The following is an 18,391-nucleotide window of genomic DNA, read 5'->3' on the forward strand; positions in this document are numbered from 1 at the left end:
CAGGGCCGGGTCCCTGAGAACGGCGCCGGGCGCACCGTGGTGCGCCCGGCGCCGTCATGCTCGCGAGCCGGCGGACCAGTCCCCCGGACGGGGCGGTCCGGCGAGCCCCGGCCGCCGGCGGTGCTCGTCACGCCCGATACTGGCCGTGGATGTCGACGGAACCGCCGTCGACGCCCTTGGCGCCGGCCACGACCCGTCCACTGGGCGCGTAGCCGGCGGCGTCATGGACGGTTCCGAGCACCCAGGCCTCGATGCCCGCCGCCCGGCTGGCCGCCATGGTGGCGTCAGCGGCCTCCGGGTCCACCACCGCCACCATGCCGACTCCCAGGTTGAGGGTGGACTCGAGGTCGCCCCAGGGCACCTCCCCCAGGGCGCGGACGAGGTCGAAGACGGGCGGGACCGTCCAGGCCGAGCGGTCGACGTCGCCGACGAGGCCGGTGGGAAGGACTCGGGAGAGATTGGCGGCCAGTCCCCCGCCGGTGATGTGGGACAGCGCATGAACGCTCATCTCGCCGGAGCCGTCATCGGGGCTGACGCGCTCGAGGATGCCCAGGCAGGCGGCGGTGTAGAGGCGGGTGGGTTCGAGGAGCTCGGCGCCGAGCGCCCTGCCGAGCTCGGGGACCTCGCGGTCCAGGGACCAGCCGGCGTGCTCGATGACGCGCCGCACGAGGGAGTACCCGTTGGAGTGCAGGCCGGAGGAGGCCATGGCGATAAGCGCGTCCCCCGCGCGCACGCGCTCGGCGCCGAGGACGCGGTCGGCCTCGACGACCCCGGTGGCGGCGCCGGCGACGTCGTAGTCATCGGGGGCCATGAGGCCGGGGTGCTCGGCGGTCTCCCCGCCCAGCAGGGGCGCGCCGACGGCGGCGCAGGCCTTGGCCACGCCGCGGACGATGTCGGCGACGCGCTCGGGGACCACGCGGCCGCAGGCGATGTAGTCGGTCATGAGCAGGGGGCGGGCACCGACAACGACGATGTCATCGACGACCATGCCCACGAGATCCTGGCCGATGGTGTCGTGGACGCCGAGGGCCTGGGCGATGGCGACCTTCGTGCCGACCCCATCGGTGGAGGTGGCCAGGAGGGGGCGGCGGTAGTCGCGCAGCCCGCTGACGTCGACCATGCCGGCGAATCCTCCGACGCCGCCGACGACCGCGGGCGTCATGGTGGCGGACACAGAGGCCTTCATGAGCTCGACGGCGCGGTCCCCCGCCTCGGTATCGACGCCGGCGGAGGCGTAGGTGATGCCGGTAGATCCTGTGGTGCCTGTGGTCCTCACTGGGGGTGTCCTTCCTCGGGGGCGGCGGGCGCCGGGTCGGTGGTGGGGCCGGCGGGCGCCCCGGGGCGGGCGCCGTCGGGGACGCGGACGGTCTGCGGCTGCGGGGCCGTGCGGCGCTTGGGGGCGGTGGCCCGGGTGGAGCCGGTGGCGAGGTCCGGCATGGTGATGAGATCCGGGCTGATGTAGCGCGGCGCGCTGGGCACAGCGGGCCGGGGCTCGATGGCCTCCCGGCCCTGGTCGGCCGAGGCGGCCGAGGCGATGACGCCCTCGCGGGGCGGGGTGATGGGGTAGGAGCCGGTGAAACAGGCCAGGCAGAGCTCGTTGCCCGGCTGCCCGCTGGCCTCGATCATGCCGTCCACGGACAGGTAACCGAGCGAGTCCGCGCCGATGGAGTCGCGGATCGCGTCCACGCTCATCGAGGTGGCGATGAGCTCGTCCCGGGTGGCGAAGTCGATGCCGTAGAAGCAGGGCCAGAGCACGGGCGGGGAGGAGATGCGGATGTGGACCTCGGCGGCGCCGGCCTCGCGGAGCATGCGCACGAGGGCCCGCTGGGTGTTGCCGCGCACGATGGAGTCGTCGACGACGACGAGGCGCTTGCCCTCGATGACCTCGCGCACGGGGTTGAGCTTGAGGCGGATGCCGAGCTGGCGCAGGGTCTGGGTGGGCTGGATGAAGGTGCGGCCCACGTAGGCGTTCTTCACCAGGCCCTGGGCGTAGGGGATGCCGGAGGCCTGGGCGTAGCCGATGGCGGCGGGGGTGCCGGACTCGGGAGTGGCGATGACGAGGTCGGCGTCGACGGCGTGCTCGCGGGCGAGGATGGCACCCATGGTGTTGCGGGCGGTGATGATGGAGCGGCCCGCGATGCGCGTGTCGGGGCGGGCGAGGTAGACGTACTCGAAGACGCATCCGGCGCGGCGGGCGGCGGCGAAACGGGTGGAGCGAACGCCGCCGCCATCGATCTCGATGAGCTCTCCGGGCTCGATCTCGCGCACGAAGCGGGCGCCGACGATGTCCAGGGCGGCGGTCTCGGAGGCGACCACCCACCCGGCGTCGAGCCGGCCCAGGACGAGGGGGCGCACGCCGTGGGGGTCGCGGGCGGCGTAGAGGGTGTGCTCGTCCATGAAGACCAGCGAGTAGGCGCCGCGCAGCATGGGAAGGACGAGCCGGGCGGCGGAGGCGACGTCGGGGGCGGGGCCGCCGTTCGCGTCCCCTGCCGGGGCGCCATCGGGGGCCGGGAGGAGGCCGGGCCAGGCCTCGGCGCGGTCGGCCGCGTGGTCCCAACCCGCGGGGGCGCCCGCGATGGAGACGAGGTTCATGAGCGCGGCGATGACGGCGGTGTCGGTGGACGAGCCCCGGCCGAGCTCCCCGGTGAGGTCCTCGCCGCTGGCCGCGTGGACGGCCTCCATGAGCTCGCGCGTGTTGGTGAGGTTGCCGTTGTGGGTCAGGGCGAGGGTGGAGCCGGCCACGGGACCGAGCATCGGCTGGGCGTTCTCCCAGGTGGTGGCGCCGGTGGTGGCGTATCGGACATGGGCGACGGCCATGTGGCCGGCGAGGTTGGTCAGGACGGGGTCGTCGAAGACCTGGGAGACGAGGCCGAGGTCCTTGTAGACGCGGATGGAGGCGCCGTCGGTGGTGGCGATCCCGGCGGATTCCTGGCCGCGGTGCTGCAGGGCGTAGAGCCCGAAGTAGCACAGCCGGGAGACCTCCTCCCCGGGGGCCCAGACGCCGAAGACGCCGCACTCCTCGCGGATCCCGGGCTCGTCCTCGACCCGCGGATCAACGGTGCTCGGGCCCGGCGCCACCGCGCCGGCCCCGAGGTCCGCGGGGCGCCCGGGGCCCTCCGGGCGCCCAGGCGCGCGGTCGCCTCGGGAGGAGGCGGATGGAGTGGTGGAGCGGAAGGACGCGAGCGTGGGGATCTCACCGTGACGCACAGAGGCATCCTCCCACACCCCGTCCCCTCTTCAGACGACGAGCCACATCGCGGCGGTCAGGAGGAACCCGATCAATCCGGCGATGGTCGACAGCGCCGTCCACGTCCGCAGCCCGTCCTTGACGGACAGGCCCATGTACTTCGTGACGATCCAGAACCCGGAGTCGGAGATATGCGACAGGCCGAGCGCCCCGAAGCCGATGGCCATCTGGATGAGGACGACCTGGAGGGGCGAGTAGCCGCCGGTAGCGACGGCGTCGGCCAGCAGTCCGCCGGTGGTGAGGATCGCGACCGTGGCCGAGCCCTGCGAGGCCCGCAGCGCCAGGGAGATGACGAAGGCGGTGACCAGGATCGGCATATTGGCGTCCACGAGCACCCCGGACAGCGCCTTGCCGATCCCGCTGGCCACGAGGACGGAGGCGAAGACGCCCCCGGCGCCGGTGACGAAGACGATCGTGGCGACGTCGGGCAGGGCGGAGTCCAGGACCGTGCCGCGCTGCTCCAGGTCCCAGCGCTGCTGGTGGCCCACCACGACGTAAGCGAGCAGGACTGCGGTCAGCAGCGCCGTCGTCGAGGAGCCGATGAAGCCCAGCACCCCGTGGGCGGTGCTCCCCTTCTCGACCATCATCTGCCCGACGGTCCCCAGCATCATCTGGACGATGGGCTCGATGATGAGGAGGATGACGGTGAGCGGCCCGGTGGCGCGGGGACGGGCGATGGCCCCGCCCGGCGCGTAGGTCGACTCGGCGCTCTCCTGCGCGGAGCCCAGCGAGCTGCCGTCCAGGACGATGCTGTCCACCTTGAACAGCTTCGAGGCGTAGTAGGAGGCGACGGCGACCAGGGCGCACACGGGCAGGGAGGCCATGGTCAGCAGCCCGACATCGGCCCCCAGGGTCGCGGCGGAGGCCACCGGTCCGGGGTGGGGCGGGACGACGACGTGCAGCGCCATGAGGGTGGCGGCGACCGGCAGCCCGATCCTGAGCGGGTTGATCCTGGCGATGTGGGCGAAGCCGAAGACGATCGGCGCAAGGATGATGAAGCCGACATCGAAGAAGATCGGGATGCCCAGGATGAAGGAGGCCGCGGTCACGGCTGCGATGACGCGTTGCCTGCCCAGCATGCGGGTGAAGCGGTCGGCGAGGATCTCCGCGCCTCCGGCGGCCTCGATCACGCGCCCCAGGATCGCCCCCAGGCCCACGATCATCGCCACGGTCCCCAGGGTCTTGCCCATGCCGTTGGTCATGGTGGTCACGACGTCGCCCACGGGGATGCGGGCGGCGAGCGCCAGGCCCATGGAGACCAGGAGCATGGCGACGAAGGCGCTCATCTTGGCCTTGATGACCAGGAGGAGCAGAACGGCGATGGCCGCTGCGGCCAGGAGCAGCAGGACGGGCGCGGACAGGACGGGCTCGGGGGGTTCCTCGCCGGCCATGGGCAGTATGGAGGCGAGCACCGGGGCCAGGCCCGGGCTCAGCGCGACGGCGCTCATGCCGGCGCCTCCCCGGACCGGTCGGCCCCGCCCGCCTCTCCCCGGCTCGGCGCCACCACCGTGATGATGCTGGAGTCGTCCCGGGCGGCCAGCCCGCGCAGGGCGCCCTGGAGGTAGAGCTGCTCGGCGGCGGCCGCGACGGGGGTGGACAGGCCGGCGCCCTTGGCGGCCGCGGTGACGATGCCCATGTCCTTGACGAAGATGTCGAGGCGGGAGCGGACCTCGGCGCCCTCGGCGTCGTAGGCCTGGAGCATGCGGGGGCCGCGGTCGCCGAGCATGAAGGACTCGGCCGCGCCGGCCATGAGGGCCCGCAGGGCCGCCTCGGGGTCGAGGCCGAGTGCTCGGGCCAGGGCGAGGGCCTCGCCGGCGGCGGCGATGTGGACGCCGCACAGGAGCTGGTTGACGGTCTTCATGGACTGGCCGTAGCCGGGGGCGTCGCCCACGCGCACGAGGGTGGAGGCCATGGCGTCCAGGACGTCGTGGGCGCGCTGCCAGGCGTCGTCGTCGGCGCCGACGACGACGAGGAGGTCCCCCTGGCCGGCGCGCGCGGGGCCGCCGGAGACGGGGGCGTCGATGAGGGCGAGGCCCGCGTCGGCCAGGCGCGCGGCGACGTCCTTGACGCCCTCGCCGACGGTGGAGGTGAGCAGGACGATGGCGCCGGGGCGCATGGCGGAGGCGATCCCGGTCGGGCCGAAGAGGAGTTCGTCGAGCTGGGCCTGGTTGCGCACGGCGACGAGGACGACGTCGGCTCCGGAGGCGGCCTCGGCGGCGCCTGCCGAGGGCGCGACCCCGGCCCGGGAGGCGAGGTCCATGCGCTCGGGGGCGATGTCGAAGCCGGTGACGGTGAAGGCGGTTGCCAGGTGGGTGGCCATGGGCAGCCCCATGGCCCCCAATCCGAGGACGGCGACGGTAGTGGTCATGATGATCTCCTGATCTGGTGGGGGCGCGGCTTCTCAGGGGGTTGTGTTGAGGGTCTTGACGACGACGGCGAGGGAGTCGTCGTCGCCGACATTGCCGGCGAAGACGATGTAGGGGACCCCGGCGGCGGGCCCGTCCTGGGGCTCCCACAGCGAGACGATCCCGGGGAGCATGGGGCCGCGGACGATCGCCCGGCTGATGCCCAGGCCCTTGGAGGCGACATCGGATGAGGTGATGCCGCCCTTGGCGATGACGAAGCGGGGGCAGCGCGCCGCGACGATGCGCTGGACGACCTCGACGACGGCCGCTGAGACGCGCCGGGCGAAGTCGAGGGACTCCTCGGGGTCCTTCCCGGGCACGAAGGCCCCGCCGCGGCGCACGACGACGTTGCCGTCCTCCAGGGTGGCGGCGGCGCGGTGGGCGATATCCAGGACGTGGGCATCGCGTCGCTGCGGGTCGAGGATGGTGGGGACGTCGAGGACGAGCTCAGGGGTGGCGGTGTCCGCGTGCAGGGCGTCGACCTGCCGGCCCGTCAGGCCGACGTGGGAGCCGACGACGATGAGGCCGCCCCGGGCGTCGGTGGCCGGGGCCGTGCTCGCGGGCTGGGCCTGGTCGGGGGTGAGCGGGGGGTGGGGCCTCTGGCCGATGCGGGCGCGCACGAAGGGCGGTCCGACGCGGTAGACGAAGGTGGACCCCGACTCCTCGGCCCTCTGGAGGGCCAGGGCGAGCAGCAGGAGGTCGTTCTCCTCGGCGCAGTCCACGGCGATGGGGGCGCGGTCCCGTGCGCCGCGCAGGGCCGCGACGACGGCGTCGGGGTCGGTGCGCAGCGCAGCCAGGTCGATGACGATGACATCGCCGGCCGCCGTGGCGCCCCCGGTCTTCTCCTCGACCCAGGCGGCGAGTTCGGAGGAGCGGTAGCCGAAGGTCCTGTCCCGGGCAAACTCGGTCTGGCCGACGGGGACGTACCCGGTGGTCGGGGAACCGGCGTAATGAGTGCCGTGGACGGTGATCCGCCCCGCGTCGGCAAAGGCCGGCGACAGGATGATGCCGTCGACGCGGGCGCCGTCGGCCTCGACGAGGTCGGCGATGGTGTCGGGCTCGAGGGGGTAGTGGCCGCGCAGGGTGGAGTCCGAGCGGGAGACGAAGGCGACGGCGCGCCCGGTCGCCCGGGAGGCCTCCAGGGCGTGGGTGACGACCTCGGTGTTGACTCTGGCCGCGTCCCGGGGGTCCAGGGACCGCGAGTTGGTCATGACGTAGACGGCGGGGGCGCCGGTGCTCAGCGCCCAGGTGAGGTCGGCGACGCTCCAGCCGGTGACCACGGGCAGGTCGGCGACGGACTGGGTGCCGGTGGGGTCGTCGTCGAGGACGATGAGGACGCGGTTGAGTCCTTCGGTGATGGCGGCGCGGTCGACGCGGGGGCCCTGCGGGATCCCTGCGGTGAGCTCGTCGAGGGTGATCATGCTCGCTCCTTTGCGACAAATCCTCTGATGAATATCTGGCGAGTATGCGGGGCGCCTCGGGCGGGGTGGCGCGGTTCAGGAGCCGCGGGGAGTCGGAAGGGCCGGGAGGACCGGAGGGGCGGGGTCGGGCGGGCACGTGGGCGGCCCGCCGTCGCAGCCCTCGATCGGCCCCGATGCGACCGGAACGGTGGGGACGATCGGGGTGTGGGAGAGCAGGTCGTTGCTCGTCTGCTCCATATGCGCCCGCATGGCCGCCTTGGCGGCATCGGGCGATCCGGCGCGAAGGGCGAACAGGATACGCTCGTGCTGCTCGATGGCGTGGCTCCTGACCTCCGGGTGGGCCGAGGTCACGAGCCTGGCGCGCATGAGCTCCTCGCGCAGCGGGGCGTAGGTGCCCACGACGAGCGGGTTTCCGGCCGCGTGGATGAGCAGGTCGTGGAAGTCGAGGTCGGCCCGGGCGGCGGCCTCGACGTCGTCGCGCTGGTGGGCGCGGCGCAGGTCGCCGATGGCGCGGCCCATGGCATCGAGCTGGTCCGGGGTACGGCGAGCGGCGGCGAGACCCGCTGAACCGACCTCGAGCATGCGGCGCGCCTCGAGCAGGGCCAGGCCAACCTCGCGCTCGTCGCGGCGGGCGCGCTCAAGCATGAGCAGGCCCGCCAGGTCCGTCCAGCGGTCCGGGTCGACGACGTAGGTGCCCGAGCCCTGGCGGGAGCGCAGGACGCCGCGGGCGACGAGGACCTTGATGGCCTCGCGCACGGTGAGGCGCGAGACCTGGAGGTCCTCAGCCAGGGAGGCCTCGGCGGGCAGCGCGCCGCCCGGCCGGTAGGTGCCGGCGACGACGCGGGCGAGGAGGGTGTCGACGATGACTGCGACGATGCTGACGCGACCGCTCATGCCGCCTCCCGTCCCCTCAAGTCCTCAGATGACTTGATGTACGTTACGGCAGTCACACCTGACGCGCAAGGGCTCGCGCCCCTCCACCCGGGCTCCGCGCCGGGAGCGACCCGGCCGCCGCGCTCACCTGTCCGCTTCCAGCCGGAAGCGCGTCCTACCGGCGGCGACGTCGACCGATTCGAGCCGGACGCGCACGTCCTGACCGACGGGCAGGCTCCGGCCGACAACCGTGCCGCGCACCGCCGGATCGTCGAGCATGACCTCGCCGCGCCCGTCGCGCTCGGAGGTGATGACGGCGTCGAAGACCTCCCCCTCGTGCCCGGCCAGGACGAGGGCCTCGATGGCGTCGATGGCGCCCCTGCTGGCGGCGCTCGCCCGCCGCCCCGTCGTCGCCATCGTCTCGGGCAGGCCCGGCAGCGCCTCCACCACCCAGTCGGGCGCACCGCGCCCGTCGCAGGCGGCGAGGCAGGCCTCGAGGCCGTAGCGGTCGACGAGCCTGCGCAGCGGCGCGGTGACGTGGGCGTAGCGGGAGGCGATGGCCGCGTGCTGGGCCTCGCCGTCGGCAAGCGGCTCACCGCCGGGCAGGAGGGTGAGGTAGCCCGAGCCGCGGAAGAGGGTGAGGGCGTGATCCATGAAGGCCAGGTGCGCGGGGTCGGAGGCGTCCAGGCCGCGCACGAGCTCGGCGTAGGGGACGGTGGCGGGCCAGTCGATGCGCAGCGCCCGGGCGACGCGGCGCAGCCGGCGCCGATCCTCCTCGGCGGCGGGCGGCATGGTGCGCAGGACACCGACGCCGGCGTCCGCCATGATCCGCGCGGCGCAGATCCCGGTGAGCAGGGAGATCTGGGCGTTGAAGCCCTCGACGGCGACCGGCACGCGGAAGACGAGGCGGTAGGCCTCGCCGTCGCGCTCGATCTCGTGCTCCGGGGCGGGCAGGGACACGCCTCCGCGGGCAGCCTCGCGCTGCTGGCGCAGGGTGCCGATAGTGGCCAGCAGGGCGGGCAGTTCGGCGGGGACGGCGCCCGGGAGGGGCGTGCCGGTATCGAGCGCGGCCTGGACCTCCTGGTAGGTCAGGCGCGCGCGCGAGCGCACGAGCGCCCGCTCCACGTGGGCTGCGACGATGGCGCCGGCGGCGTCGAGGTCGATCGTCCACAGGCAGGCGGGGCGCTCCTGGTCGGGCAGGAGGGAGGCGGCGCCGTGGGCGAGCACGGGCGGGTGCAGGGGCGTGGAGGCGTCGGGCAGGTAGACGGTCTCCCCGCGGCGCGCGAGCTCGGCGTCGAGGCTCCCGCCGGGGGTCACGAAGGTGGCCAGGGAGGCGATGGCGTAGGAGATCCGGTAGGCGGCCCTCCCCGCGCCGGGGTCGGAGGCGGCGCCGCGCGGCCCGGGGGCTCCCCCACTCGCCGCGGCGGGCCCCGGGAGCGCGTCGGCATCGAGGCGCTCCAGGGCGACGGCCTGGTCGAGGTCCATGGAGCCGGGCGGATCGATGGTCACCAGGGGCAGGTCACGGGCGTCGCGGGCTCCCGCGGCCAGGAGGCGCGCCGGGCCGCCGGCCCGCCATGCGGCGGCGGCCGCCTCCGCCTCGGCGAGCGCGTCGGCGGGGAATCCCTCGGCCCCGGAATCGGGGATCTCGTAGCGCTCGCGCAGGGCGGCGAGCGCGGCGACGACGGGTCCGGGCGGTGCGGTGAAGCTGCTGAGGCGGGCGCGGCTCATGGGGCGAACCTACCGCGTCGGCGGCACGCACTGGTGGAGGCGGGATCAGGCGGGCATGAGGGGCAGGTAGGGGCTGAGGTCGCAGCGCTCCCCCGAGGCCATCAGGGCCCCCGAATCCGTGGCGTCCTCCCAGGCCAGGCGGCCGGTGGCCAGGGCGAGCCAGGTGTCGGCATCGGTCTCGACGACGCTGGACGGGGTGCCGCGCCGGTGGGTGGTCCCGGCAACGGCCTGAGTGGCTCCGTAGGGCGGGACGCGGACCTCGACGCTGCGGCCCGGCGCGCAGGCGGCGAGCTCCTCGAGCATGTAGCGAACGGCGGTGGCGAGCACCCGGCGATCGACGGCGGCCGACCGCGCCTGGGCCCCCTCCCTCGCGCCGGCTCCGGCGACGGCCCAGGCGCGAACGGCGGAGGCGCCGTCGGAGGGGTCGATGCGTCGTCGTGCCGGCATGGGCTGAAGATACCCGAGCGCCCAGGACACGCGGAATGCGCGAACCGACCCGCAGTAGTGCCGCGATGGCGCCCAGCCGATGCGAAATGTCCCGGGCCCCGCTCGCGACGGCGAACGGGGCCCGGGACGTCGGCGCGGCGCGGGGATCAGGCTGCGGCCGCAGCCGCCTTGCGGTGCCCGAGGCCCTTGAGGGCCACCACGAGCGCTGAGGTCACCGCCACGCCGGCGAGAATCGCCAGGAGGAAGCCCACCACGTTGGTGATGGCGAAGGCCACGAAGAGGCCGCCGTGGGGGGCACGGGAACCCACGTGCAGGGCCATGGTCAGCGCACCGGTGACGGCACCGCCGGCCATGGTGGCCGGGATGATGCGCAGCGGGTCGGCGGCGGCGAAGGGGATGGCCCCCTCGGAGATGAAGGACAGGCCGAGCAGCCAGGCGCTGCGGCCGTTCTCGACCTCGGCCTTGGTGAACAGGCGGGGGCGCAGGAAGGTCGCCACGGAGACGGCCAGCGGCGGCACCATGCCGGCGGCCATGACGGCCGCCATGATCTCGAAGGAGGCGGTTGTCTGCGCGGATAGGCCGGCCGTGGCGAAGAGGTAGGCCGCCTTGTTGACGGGTCCGCCCAGGTCGAAGCACATCATGAGACCGAGGATGACGCCCAGGAGAATGGCCGAGCTGCCACCGGACATCGAGGTCAGCCCGTCCTGGAGGGAGGTCATGAGTGCCGCGAGCGGCCGGCCGAGCACGAGGTACATGAGCCCGCCCACGACCAGCGTGGTCCCCAGCGGGATGACGACGACGGGCATGAGCCCGCGCAGCCAGCGGGGCACTGCGAGACCCGCGAGCCAGGCGGCGACGTAGCCGGCGAGGATGCCTCCCACAAGGCCGCCGATGAAGCCGGAACCGACCGCGGTGGCCACGACGCCCATGGCGAAGCCGGGGGCGATGCCGGGGCGACCGGCCAGTCCGAAGGCGATGTAGCCGGCGAGCGCCGGGACGAGGAAGCCCATGGCGGCCTGACCGAGCATGAACAGCACGGAGCCGAGGTAGAGGAGCATCCCCGAGTGGATGCCCTCGCCGACAATGGCCGTCGGCGGGTTGGTGAGCGAGTAGTCCTTGACCACCGAGGCCGCGATGGACTCGCTGGCGCCGTCGGGGGTGAGGGCGACGCCGTATCCGCCGAGCAGGAACCCCAGGGCGATGAGCAGACCGCCCGCCGCGACGAAGGGGATCATGTAGGACACGCCGGTCATGACGGCGCGCTGGAGGCGCCGGGCCCAGTGGACGGAGCCCTGGTCCTCCTCCGCGGCGTCCTGGCCGCCTGCGGCGTCGGCGGGGACGCGCTGGGCGGCGGGATCGTCGATGGCGGCGAGGGCCTGGTCGATGAGGCTCCCGGCATCGTTGACAGCGGCCTTGACGCCGACGTCGATGACCGGCTTGCCGGCGAAGCGCTCGCGCCCCTTGATGGGCAGGTCGTGGGCGAAGACGACGGCGTCGGCGCGCTTGATGAGCTCGGAGTCGAGGGCGTCGATCTTGCCCGAGCCCTGGCCCTCGATGCGCACGGTGATGCCGCGCTCGGTGCCCGCCTGCTCGAGGGCCTCGGCAGCCATGAAGGTGTGGGCGATGCCGGTGGGGCAGGAGGTGGCGCCGACGATGATGCGCTCGCCGGCGGGGGCAGCGGGAGCGGCGTGGGCGGGAGCGCTCGCCTCCTCGGCGCTGGCGCCGCCCTCGAGCAGCTCGGGCTGGACCTGTTCGGTGACCATGCGGACGACCTCCTCGGCGCTGCCCGCGCTGCGCAGGGCGTCGGTGAAGTCGGTGCGCATGAGGCCGCGGGCGAGCTTGGCGAGGAGCTTGAGGTGCATGTCATCGGCGCCCGCGGGAGCGGCGATCATGAAGATGAGGTCGGCGGCCCGGCCGTCGGCGGCGCCGAAGTCCACCGGCTCGGCGAGGCGGGCGAATCCGAGGCTGGCGGCGAGCACGTGCTCGGAGCGGCAGTGCGGGATGGCGATGCCGCCGGGGATACCGGTGGGGGCGGTGGCCTCTCGGGCCAGGGCGTCGGATGCCAGGCCCTCGGGGGCGTCGGCCCGCCCGGCCCCCGCGACAACCCCGGCCAGGTAGGTGATGACGTCGCTCTTGTCGGCGCCGGGGCTGGCGTCGAGCGCGACGAGCTCGGGGACGATGAGCGGCGCGGTGCCGCCGGTGTCGATGGTCTCGGTCATAGTGCTTCCTTGGATCGGTCGGTGCCGGGGATGCCGGCGGATCGGGTCATCGGGTCGTGGGGCGCCGGTGGTCGGGCTCGGTCTCGCAGCCGAACGCTCAGGCGAGCCGGGTGACGGCTGGCGGGGCTCCCGGCAGATCGGCGGGGGTGGGCAGGGTGGTTCCGGGCAGGGAGGCGGCGGCGGAGCCGTAGAGCATGGCGGTGGCCAGGCGCTCGGCGGGGCCGTCCCCGCGGGTGTCGGCCAGGACGTAACCGGCGACGGAGGAGTCGCCCGCGCCGACGGTGGAGACGACGTCGATGGCCGGAGCCGGGCAGTGCCAGGCGCCCTCGGCGGTCACGAGGACCCCCCCGGCGGGCCCGAGGGTGGCCATGACGGCGGTGACACCGCGGTCGACGAGGACGCGGGCGGCGTCGACGACGGGGGCGAGATCCCCGGCGAGGGCGCCGTCCTCCAGGGCCATGGCGCGCTCGGCAGGCAGTCCGGCGAGCTGGCCGAGCTCCTCGCCGTTGGGCTTGATGAGGTCGGGGGCGGCCTCCGGCAGGGCGGCTGCCAGGGCGGCGAGCGGGGCGTCCGAGGTGTCGACGGCGATGCTCACCCCCGTGGGGCGCAGCAGCGCGACGAGGCGGGCGTACCAGTCGGTGGGGGCGCCGGGCGGCAAGGAGCCCGACAGGATCGCCCATTGGGAGCCGTCGTCCCCGACCGAGCCGCCCCCGGCCCTGACGGCCGCGAGCAGAGCCTCCTCGATGGCGGCGCGCTCGGGCCAGCCCAGCTCGGCGCCGGGCTCGTTGATCTTGGTGGTGGTGCCGTCGGGCTCGGTGACGGCGGTGTTGACGCGCGCGGCGCCCGGCACGGTGACGGGGGCGACGGTCAGGCCGGGCTGTGCGACGGCCTCGAGGGCGACCCGCAGGGGGTCGTGCTCGGCGGCGGGCAGGACCGTGGTGGCCTCCAGGCCGGAGGAGACCAGGACGCGGGCGACGTTGACGCCCTTGCCACCGGGGTCGGTGACGACGCTGGTCAGACGGTTGACGCCGCCGCGCACGAGAGGCCCGGGCAGGGCGACGGTGCGGTCGAGCGAGGGATTGGGCGTGAGCGTGACGATCATGCGATGCGGACCTCGGTTCCTGTGGTGGACAGATGACTGGCCAGAGAGTCGGGCAGGGGGGCGTTGGTGATGAGGAGGTCGACGTCGGCGGTGTCGGCGAAGGAGACGAGGTGCTCCTGCCCGATCTTGGAGGCGTCCGCCAGGGCGAGGACGCGGCGCCCGGCTCCCACCATGGCACGCTTGACGGCCGCTTCGTCCGGGTCGGGCGTGGACAGCCCGTGCTCGGCGCTGATCCCATTGGCGCCCAGGACGGTGGCGTCGGCCCTCAGGTGGGCGAGGGCGTCGAGAGCCTCCGGGCCGACGGCGGCCTGCGTCATGCCGCGGACCTGCCCCCCCAGGACGCGCACACTGATGCCCTCCCGGGGGGCGAGGAGGGAGGCGATGAGCAGGGAGTCGGTGATGACGCGCAGGTCGAGGCCCGTGGGCAGGAGGCGGGCGAGCGCGGCGGTGGTGGTCCCGGCGTCGAGGAGGAGGCTCATCCCCCTGCCCGGCTCCAGGGCATCGAGGGCCGCCGCAGCGATGGCGGCCTTGGCGGGGGCGTCCGCGAGCTCGCGCTCGGCGACGCCGGTCTCGGGGGAGGCGCTGACGGGGGCCGGGACAGCACCGCCGTGGACCTTGCGCAGGGCCCCGGCGCGGTCGAGGGCGCCGAGATCGCGGCGAATGGTCTCGACGGTCACGCCGTAGCGGGTGGCGAGCTCGGTGACGTGGACGCGGCCCTCGCGCGCGACGGCCGCGACGATGCCCGCTTGGCGTTGCTCGACGTTCACGCTGCCCTCCTCGACGACACTGTCCCGGATGCCCTGGAGCCCATATCAATGCCCGAACGGGCATGGATATGGGCTCAATAAGCCCTAACAAGCACAATCGTACGCCCGTTCGGGCGTCGCGTCACGTGATCTACACCACATCCTAGCCGAGCCCGCGCGGCGGCGCCCGCCACCGGCGGGCAGGTGGCGGGCGCCGTCAAGAGTCGGAGCCGGCAGCGCGGGGCCGCCGATCCAGCGGGGCGGGACTCAGACGACCCCGTGGGCGATCATGACGTCGGCGACGCGGGTGAAGCCGGCGGCGTTGGCCCCCAGGACGTAGTCGCCGGGGCGGCCGTACTCCTCAGCGGCGGCCACGCAGGAGTCGTGAATGTCGGCCATGATGGCGGTGAGCTTGGCCTCGGCGGTCTCGAAGCTCCAGCGGGTGCGACCGGCGTTCTGCTCCATCTCGAGGGCGGAGGTCGCCACGCCACCGGCGTTGGCGGCCTTGCCGGGGGCGTAGAGGATGCCGGCGGCCTGGAAGGCCTCGATGGCCTCGGGGGTGGAGGGCATGTTGGCGCCCTCGGCGACGACGGCGCAGCCGCCTCGCAGCAGCGTGGCGGCGCTGGAGCCGTCGAGCTCGTTCTGGGTGGCGCAGGGCAGGGCGACATCGACCGGGACGTCCCAGACGCGCCCCTCGGTCACGAGGCGGGCACCGGGGCGGCGGGAGACGTAGTCGGCGACACGGCCGCGCTCGACCTCCTTGACCTGCTTGAGGAGGTCGAGATCCACGCCGGCCTCGTCGACGACGTAGCCGGAGGAGTCGGAGAAGGTGATCGGGGTGGCGCCGAGCTGCTGGGCCTTCTCGATGGCGTAGATGGCGACGTTCCCGGAACCGGAGACCGCGACCCTCTTGCCCTCCAGGCTCTGGCCCCTGGTGGCGAGCATGGACTGGGCGAACAGGACGGTGCCGTAGCCGGTGGCCTCGGTGCGCACGAGGGAGCCGCCCCACGCCAGGCCCTTGCCGGTGAGGACTCCGGCGTCGTAGGAGTTGCGCAGGCGCTTGTACTGGCCGAAGAGGAAACCGATCTCGCGACCGCCCACGCCGATGTCGCCGGCGGGCACGTCCGTGCTCGGGCCGATGTGGCGGGAGAGCTCGGTCATGAAGGACTGGCAGAAGCGCATGACCTCGGCGTCGGAGCGGCCGTGGGGATCGAAGTCGCTTCCGCCCTTGCCACCGCCGATGGCCTGGTTGGTCAGGGCGTTCTTGAAGATCTGCTCGAAGCCGAGGAACTTGATGATGCCGGCGTTGACGCTGGGGTGGAAGCGCAGGCCGCCCTTGTAGGGGCCGAGGGCGGAGTTGAACTCGATGCGGAAGCCGCGGTTGACCTGGACGTTGCCGGCGTCATCGACCCACGGGATCCGGAAGATGACCTGGCGCTCGGGCTCGACGATGCGCTCGAGGAGCGCGCCCTCGGCGTAGTGCGGGTGCTTGGCGATGACGGGGGCGAGGGAGTCCAGCACCTCCCGGACGGCCTGGTGGAACTCGGTCTCCCCGCGGTTGCGGGCGACCACCTGCTCATAGACCTTTTCAACGACTTCAGCCATGACGGACTCCTTCGCGTGCTCGCGTCCTCATAAAAGGCACCGTGCTTCTGCCCCGGTGCCGGATTCAAGCGTCCCATCGCCACATTTCGCTGAGATGAATGATCTCACTCAGTGACTTCTCTGCGGCGCGGGCCACAGTCCTCGCGTCGGGGCGCCCCCGCCAGGGGCAGTCGGCGCGCTGTCCCGGGGCCTCGATGGAAAGAGAGGCGGCCCCACCACCGCGGCCCCCGGACCCGCCCGGGATCATGCGCCGGTCGGCTCAGGCCTTGGCTGCGTGGACGACGACCACCGACCAGGGCGCGACGACGACCTCGCCGTCGAGCACCTGCCCGGTCCCCTCGAGCCAGTAGTTGCACTCGGGCTCGGCCCAGGCGGCGGTGTCGGCGATCCGCCGCCACTGGGCGCCTCCCTCGTCGCCGGGCACCTCGAAGACAACGGCGTCGCCGGCCATGTTGATCATGGCGCAGAAGGCCTCGTCGGGGGCGTCGATGACGACTCGCAGGGCGCGGTCGCCCTCCTGCGGGGAGCCGGCTCCGGCCGGGGCGCGGAAGAGGTAGGAGACGTCGTCGCCGCCGACCTGGTCATCGCCCCAGGAGGCCTGGCGCAGGGCGGGGTGGTCATGGCGCAGGCCCATGAGGAAGCACGCGAAGCGGAAGAGCGGATTGACATTCTCGCTGGGCGCGTCGAAAGTGCCGAGGTTGTCGTGGTACGAAGCCTCGACGTCGGCCTCGACGGGGACGCCCTGGGGGGCGCTCGTGGACACCATCGCGTAGTTGGTGCGCATGGCGACGGTGTCGATGGCCCACGGGTTGTTGTTGCCGTTCTGGGTGCGGCCCATCTCGTCGCCGGCCACGACCATGGGCACGCCGCGCGAGAGCATGAGGATCGCCCAGAAGTTGCGCAGGCGCTGGCGGCGCAGGACATGGTCGCCGCCGGAGTCCCAGGACATGTTGTCGTCGTTGCCGCCGTCGGAGGGGCCGAAGGGGGCGGGCAGGGCGTTGTTCTTGGCGGGGTAGCTCACGAGGTCGGCGAGGTTGAAGCCGTCGTGGGCCACGACGAAGTTGACGGACTTCTGGGGACCGCCATTGTCGTCGAAGTGGTGGTAGTCGCCATTGACGACATCGATGAAGGCCCCGGTATTGCCGTCCCCCTTGGCGAAGCGGCGCACGGCGTCGCGGTAGCGGCCGTTCCATTCGCCCCAGCCGCGCGGGAAGTTGCCGACCTCGTAGCCCCACAGGTCCCAGGCCTCGGCGATGACCTCGATGTCCTGCTCGGAGGCGAGGTCGGCGATGCCGGTGAGCAGCGGGGGCTCGTTGAAGAAGCGCTTGAGACTGCCCCAGTCGTCGGCGGCGGCCTCAGCGGGCATGCGGCCCAGCACGGTGGCCAGGTCGAAGCGGAAGCCGTCCACTCCCATCGTCGTGCACCAGTAGCGCAGCGAGTCCAGCACGAGTTGGCGGGCCACCGGGGAGGAGTAGTTGATCTGGTTGGAGGTGCCGGTGGCGCCGTCGACGAGGATCTTGTCGGTCGTCATCTGGTAGTACTCGGCGGTCGCGAAGCCGCCCAGGCTGGTGAAGCCGACGGTGTTCACGTCGCCGCCCCAGTTGCCGCCCTCGGCGGTATGGTTGTAGACGACGTCGAGGTAGACCTCGATGCCGGCGGCGTGGAAGGCGTCGACCATCTCGGTGAACTCACGGGTGGGGCCGCCCCAGCCCTTGTCCGCGGAGTACTGGCGGTTGGGGGCGAAGAAGGACAGGGTCATGTAGCCCCAGGCGTTGGTCTTGCCCTCGCGCCCGGACTCCGAGGCGTTGGTCTCGTGGACGGGAAGGAGCTCGACGGCGGTGAAGCCGGCGGCCTTGAGGTAGGGGGCGAGCATGCCGGCCCCCTTATAGGTGCCCTGGTACTCGGCGGGGATATCCGCGACGTCCTCGAAGCCGGACTCGCCGGCGAGTAGGTCGCGCAGGCGCGCGGCGGAGGGATGCCCGGTCAGCTGCTTGACGCTGGCCTCGTAGACGATGGCCTGCTCGGCGGGCAGGTGGGGTTTGGGGGCGGTGGCGGCATGGGCGGCGTCCTCGGGCAGGACGACACCCTTGGGGGCGTAGGGGGCGGTGTCGATCTGGCGACGCGGGACGGTGGCGCCGGCAATCTCGATCTCGTCGCCGCCGGTGCCGAAGACGCCGTCGTTGACGCCGTAATCGTCCAGGCGATCGGTGTAGACGGTATGGGTGATCTCATGGGAGTAGGGGTCGAAGAGGACCTTGTTGGGGTTGAAGCGGTTGCCCTGCTCATCGAGGTCGGCGAGGAAGCCAATGGCGGAGCCGGGCGTCCAGGCGGGGTCGTAGGGCCAGTTGGGCCCCCAGGCGCGCCAGCCGAGGAGGGCACCGGCCTCGAGGCCGGCGATCTGGGCGCGCCAGACGCCATCCTCGCCGCGCGCGGGCAGGAAGGTGCTCGACGCCGTCGCCCCGAGGGCCTCGGGGTAGACCTCGAGTTGGAGCCGGGTGGCGGCGGGGCGTGGACGGCCACCGTGACCCCATCGGGGCCGAGGTGGGTTCCGAGCGGCCAGGTTGCACTCGCCCAGGCGGGTTCATTGACGGCAATGGT

At 73.3% G+C, this 18,391-nt stretch carries 13 protein-coding genes; all 13 read right to left on the reverse strand.

Translation table 11 applies throughout. From position 1 onward, the window contains the following. Nucleotides 1-127: 127 nt before the first annotated feature. On the reverse strand, nucleotides 128-1,276 hold the full coding sequence (gene purM, locus B6G06_RS08315; protein ID WP_080462118.1) for a phosphoribosylformylglycinamidine cyclo-ligase: 1,149 nt from the start codon (nucleotides 1,274-1,276) through the stop codon (nucleotides 128-130). Beyond that, nucleotides 1,273-3,207 carry an amidophosphoribosyltransferase gene (purF, locus tag B6G06_RS08320; protein WP_420807190.1) on the reverse strand — a complete coding sequence of 645 codons (1,935 nt, stop codon included), beginning with the start codon at nucleotides 3,205-3,207 and terminating at the stop codon, nucleotides 1,273-1,275. The genes purM and purF overlap by 4 nt, the downstream gene beginning before the upstream one ends. A gap of 30 nt (nucleotides 3,208-3,237) precedes the next feature. Further along, a complete protein-coding gene (locus tag B6G06_RS08325; protein WP_240494048.1) occupies nucleotides 3,238-4,695 on the reverse strand; it encodes a GntP family transporter in 1,458 nt (485 codons plus the stop codon). Further along, nucleotides 4,692-5,615, reverse strand: a complete 924-nt coding sequence (locus tag B6G06_RS08330) for an NAD(P)-dependent oxidoreductase (protein ID WP_080462119.1) — start codon at nucleotides 5,613-5,615, stop codon at nucleotides 4,692-4,694. Before B6G06_RS08330 ends, B6G06_RS08325 begins: the two co-directional genes overlap by 4 nt. 33 nt (nucleotides 5,616-5,648) lie before the next feature. Next, nucleotides 5,649-7,073: a four-carbon acid sugar kinase family protein gene (locus B6G06_RS08335; RefSeq protein ID WP_081171860.1), complete on the reverse strand. Its 1,425-nt coding sequence runs from the start codon at nucleotides 7,071-7,073 to the stop codon at nucleotides 5,649-5,651. A gap of 75 nt (nucleotides 7,074-7,148) precedes the next feature. Then, nucleotides 7,149-7,967, reverse strand: coding sequence for a FadR/GntR family transcriptional regulator (locus tag B6G06_RS08340; protein ID WP_081171861.1), 819 nt, complete (start codon nucleotides 7,965-7,967; stop codon nucleotides 7,149-7,151). 123 nt (nucleotides 7,968-8,090) lie between these two features. Further along, entirely contained in the window at nucleotides 8,091-9,674 is a 1,584-nt protein-coding gene (locus B6G06_RS08345; RefSeq protein ID WP_081171862.1) for an RNB domain-containing ribonuclease, read from the reverse strand. Nucleotides 9,675-9,719: 45 nt separating this feature from the next. Then, entirely contained in the window at nucleotides 9,720-10,121 is a 402-nt protein-coding gene (locus B6G06_RS08350; RefSeq protein WP_081171863.1) for a sterol carrier family protein, read from the reverse strand. A gap of 146 nt (nucleotides 10,122-10,267) precedes the next feature. Continuing rightward, nucleotides 10,268-12,340, reverse strand: a complete 2,073-nt coding sequence (locus B6G06_RS08355; RefSeq protein WP_081171864.1) for a PTS fructose transporter subunit IIABC — start codon at nucleotides 12,338-12,340, stop codon at nucleotides 10,268-10,270. 97 nt (nucleotides 12,341-12,437) lie between these two features. Beyond that, entirely contained in the window at nucleotides 12,438-13,442 is a 1,005-nt protein-coding gene (locus tag B6G06_RS08360) for a 1-phosphofructokinase family hexose kinase (RefSeq protein ID WP_081171865.1), read from the reverse strand. After that, complete coding sequence (locus tag B6G06_RS08365) at nucleotides 13,439-14,209, reverse strand: DeoR/GlpR family DNA-binding transcription regulator (protein WP_080462126.1); 771 nt, start codon at nucleotides 14,207-14,209, stop codon at nucleotides 13,439-13,441. The genes B6G06_RS08360 and B6G06_RS08365 overlap by 4 nt, the downstream gene beginning before the upstream one ends. Nucleotides 14,210-14,455: 246 nt before the next feature. After that, nucleotides 14,456-15,793, reverse strand: coding sequence for an NADP-specific glutamate dehydrogenase (gene gdhA / locus B6G06_RS08370; protein ID WP_080462127.1), 1,338 nt, complete (start codon nucleotides 15,791-15,793; stop codon nucleotides 14,456-14,458). Between the two features lie 259 nt (nucleotides 15,794-16,052). Continuing rightward, entirely contained in the window at nucleotides 16,053-17,666 is a 1,614-nt protein-coding gene (locus tag B6G06_RS08375) for an alpha-amylase family protein (protein ID WP_240494049.1), read from the reverse strand. Nucleotides 17,667-18,391: the final 725 nt, after the last annotated feature.

This window comes from Actinomyces gaoshouyii (assembly GCF_002076915.1).
GTDB lineage: Bacteria > Actinomycetota > Actinomycetes > Actinomycetales > Actinomycetaceae > Actinomyces > Actinomyces gaoshouyii.

What these genes read in the sequence shown, in the direction of transcription:
- B6G06_RS08330 (WP_080462119.1), bottom strand. Translation starts at nt 5,615, where the DNA reads ATGACCACTACCGTCGCCGTCCTCGGATTGGGGGCCATGGGGCTGCCC.
- B6G06_RS08355 (WP_081171864.1), bottom strand. Translation starts at nt 12,340, where the DNA reads ATGACCGAGACCATCGACACCGGCGGCACCGCGCCGCTCATCGTCCCC.
- B6G06_RS08350 (WP_081171863.1), bottom strand. Translation starts at nt 10,121, where the DNA reads ATGCCGGCACGACGACGCATCGACCCCTCCGACGGCGCCTCCGCCGTT.
- B6G06_RS08375 (WP_240494049.1), bottom strand. Translation starts at nt 17,666, where the DNA reads ATGCTCGCCCCCTACCTCAAGGCCGCCGGCTTCACCGCCGTCGAGCTC.
- B6G06_RS08325 (WP_240494048.1), bottom strand. Translation starts at nt 4,695, where the DNA reads ATGAGCGCCGTCGCGCTGAGCCCGGGCCTGGCCCCGGTGCTCGCCTCC.
- B6G06_RS08360 (WP_081171865.1), bottom strand. Translation starts at nt 13,442, where the DNA reads ATGATCGTCACGCTCACGCCCAATCCCTCGCTCGACCGCACCGTCGCC.
- B6G06_RS08335 (WP_081171860.1), bottom strand. Translation starts at nt 7,073, where the DNA reads ATGATCACCCTCGACGAGCTCACCGCAGGGATCCCGCAGGGCCCCCGC.
- B6G06_RS08340 (WP_081171861.1), bottom strand. Translation starts at nt 7,967, where the DNA reads ATGAGCGGTCGCGTCAGCATCGTCGCAGTCATCGTCGACACCCTCCTC.
- B6G06_RS08345 (WP_081171862.1), bottom strand. Translation starts at nt 9,674, where the DNA reads ATGAGCCGCGCCCGCCTCAGCAGCTTCACCGCACCGCCCGGACCCGTC.
- gdhA (WP_080462127.1), bottom strand. Translation starts at nt 15,793, where the DNA reads ATGGCTGAAGTCGTTGAAAAGGTCTATGAGCAGGTGGTCGCCCGCAAC.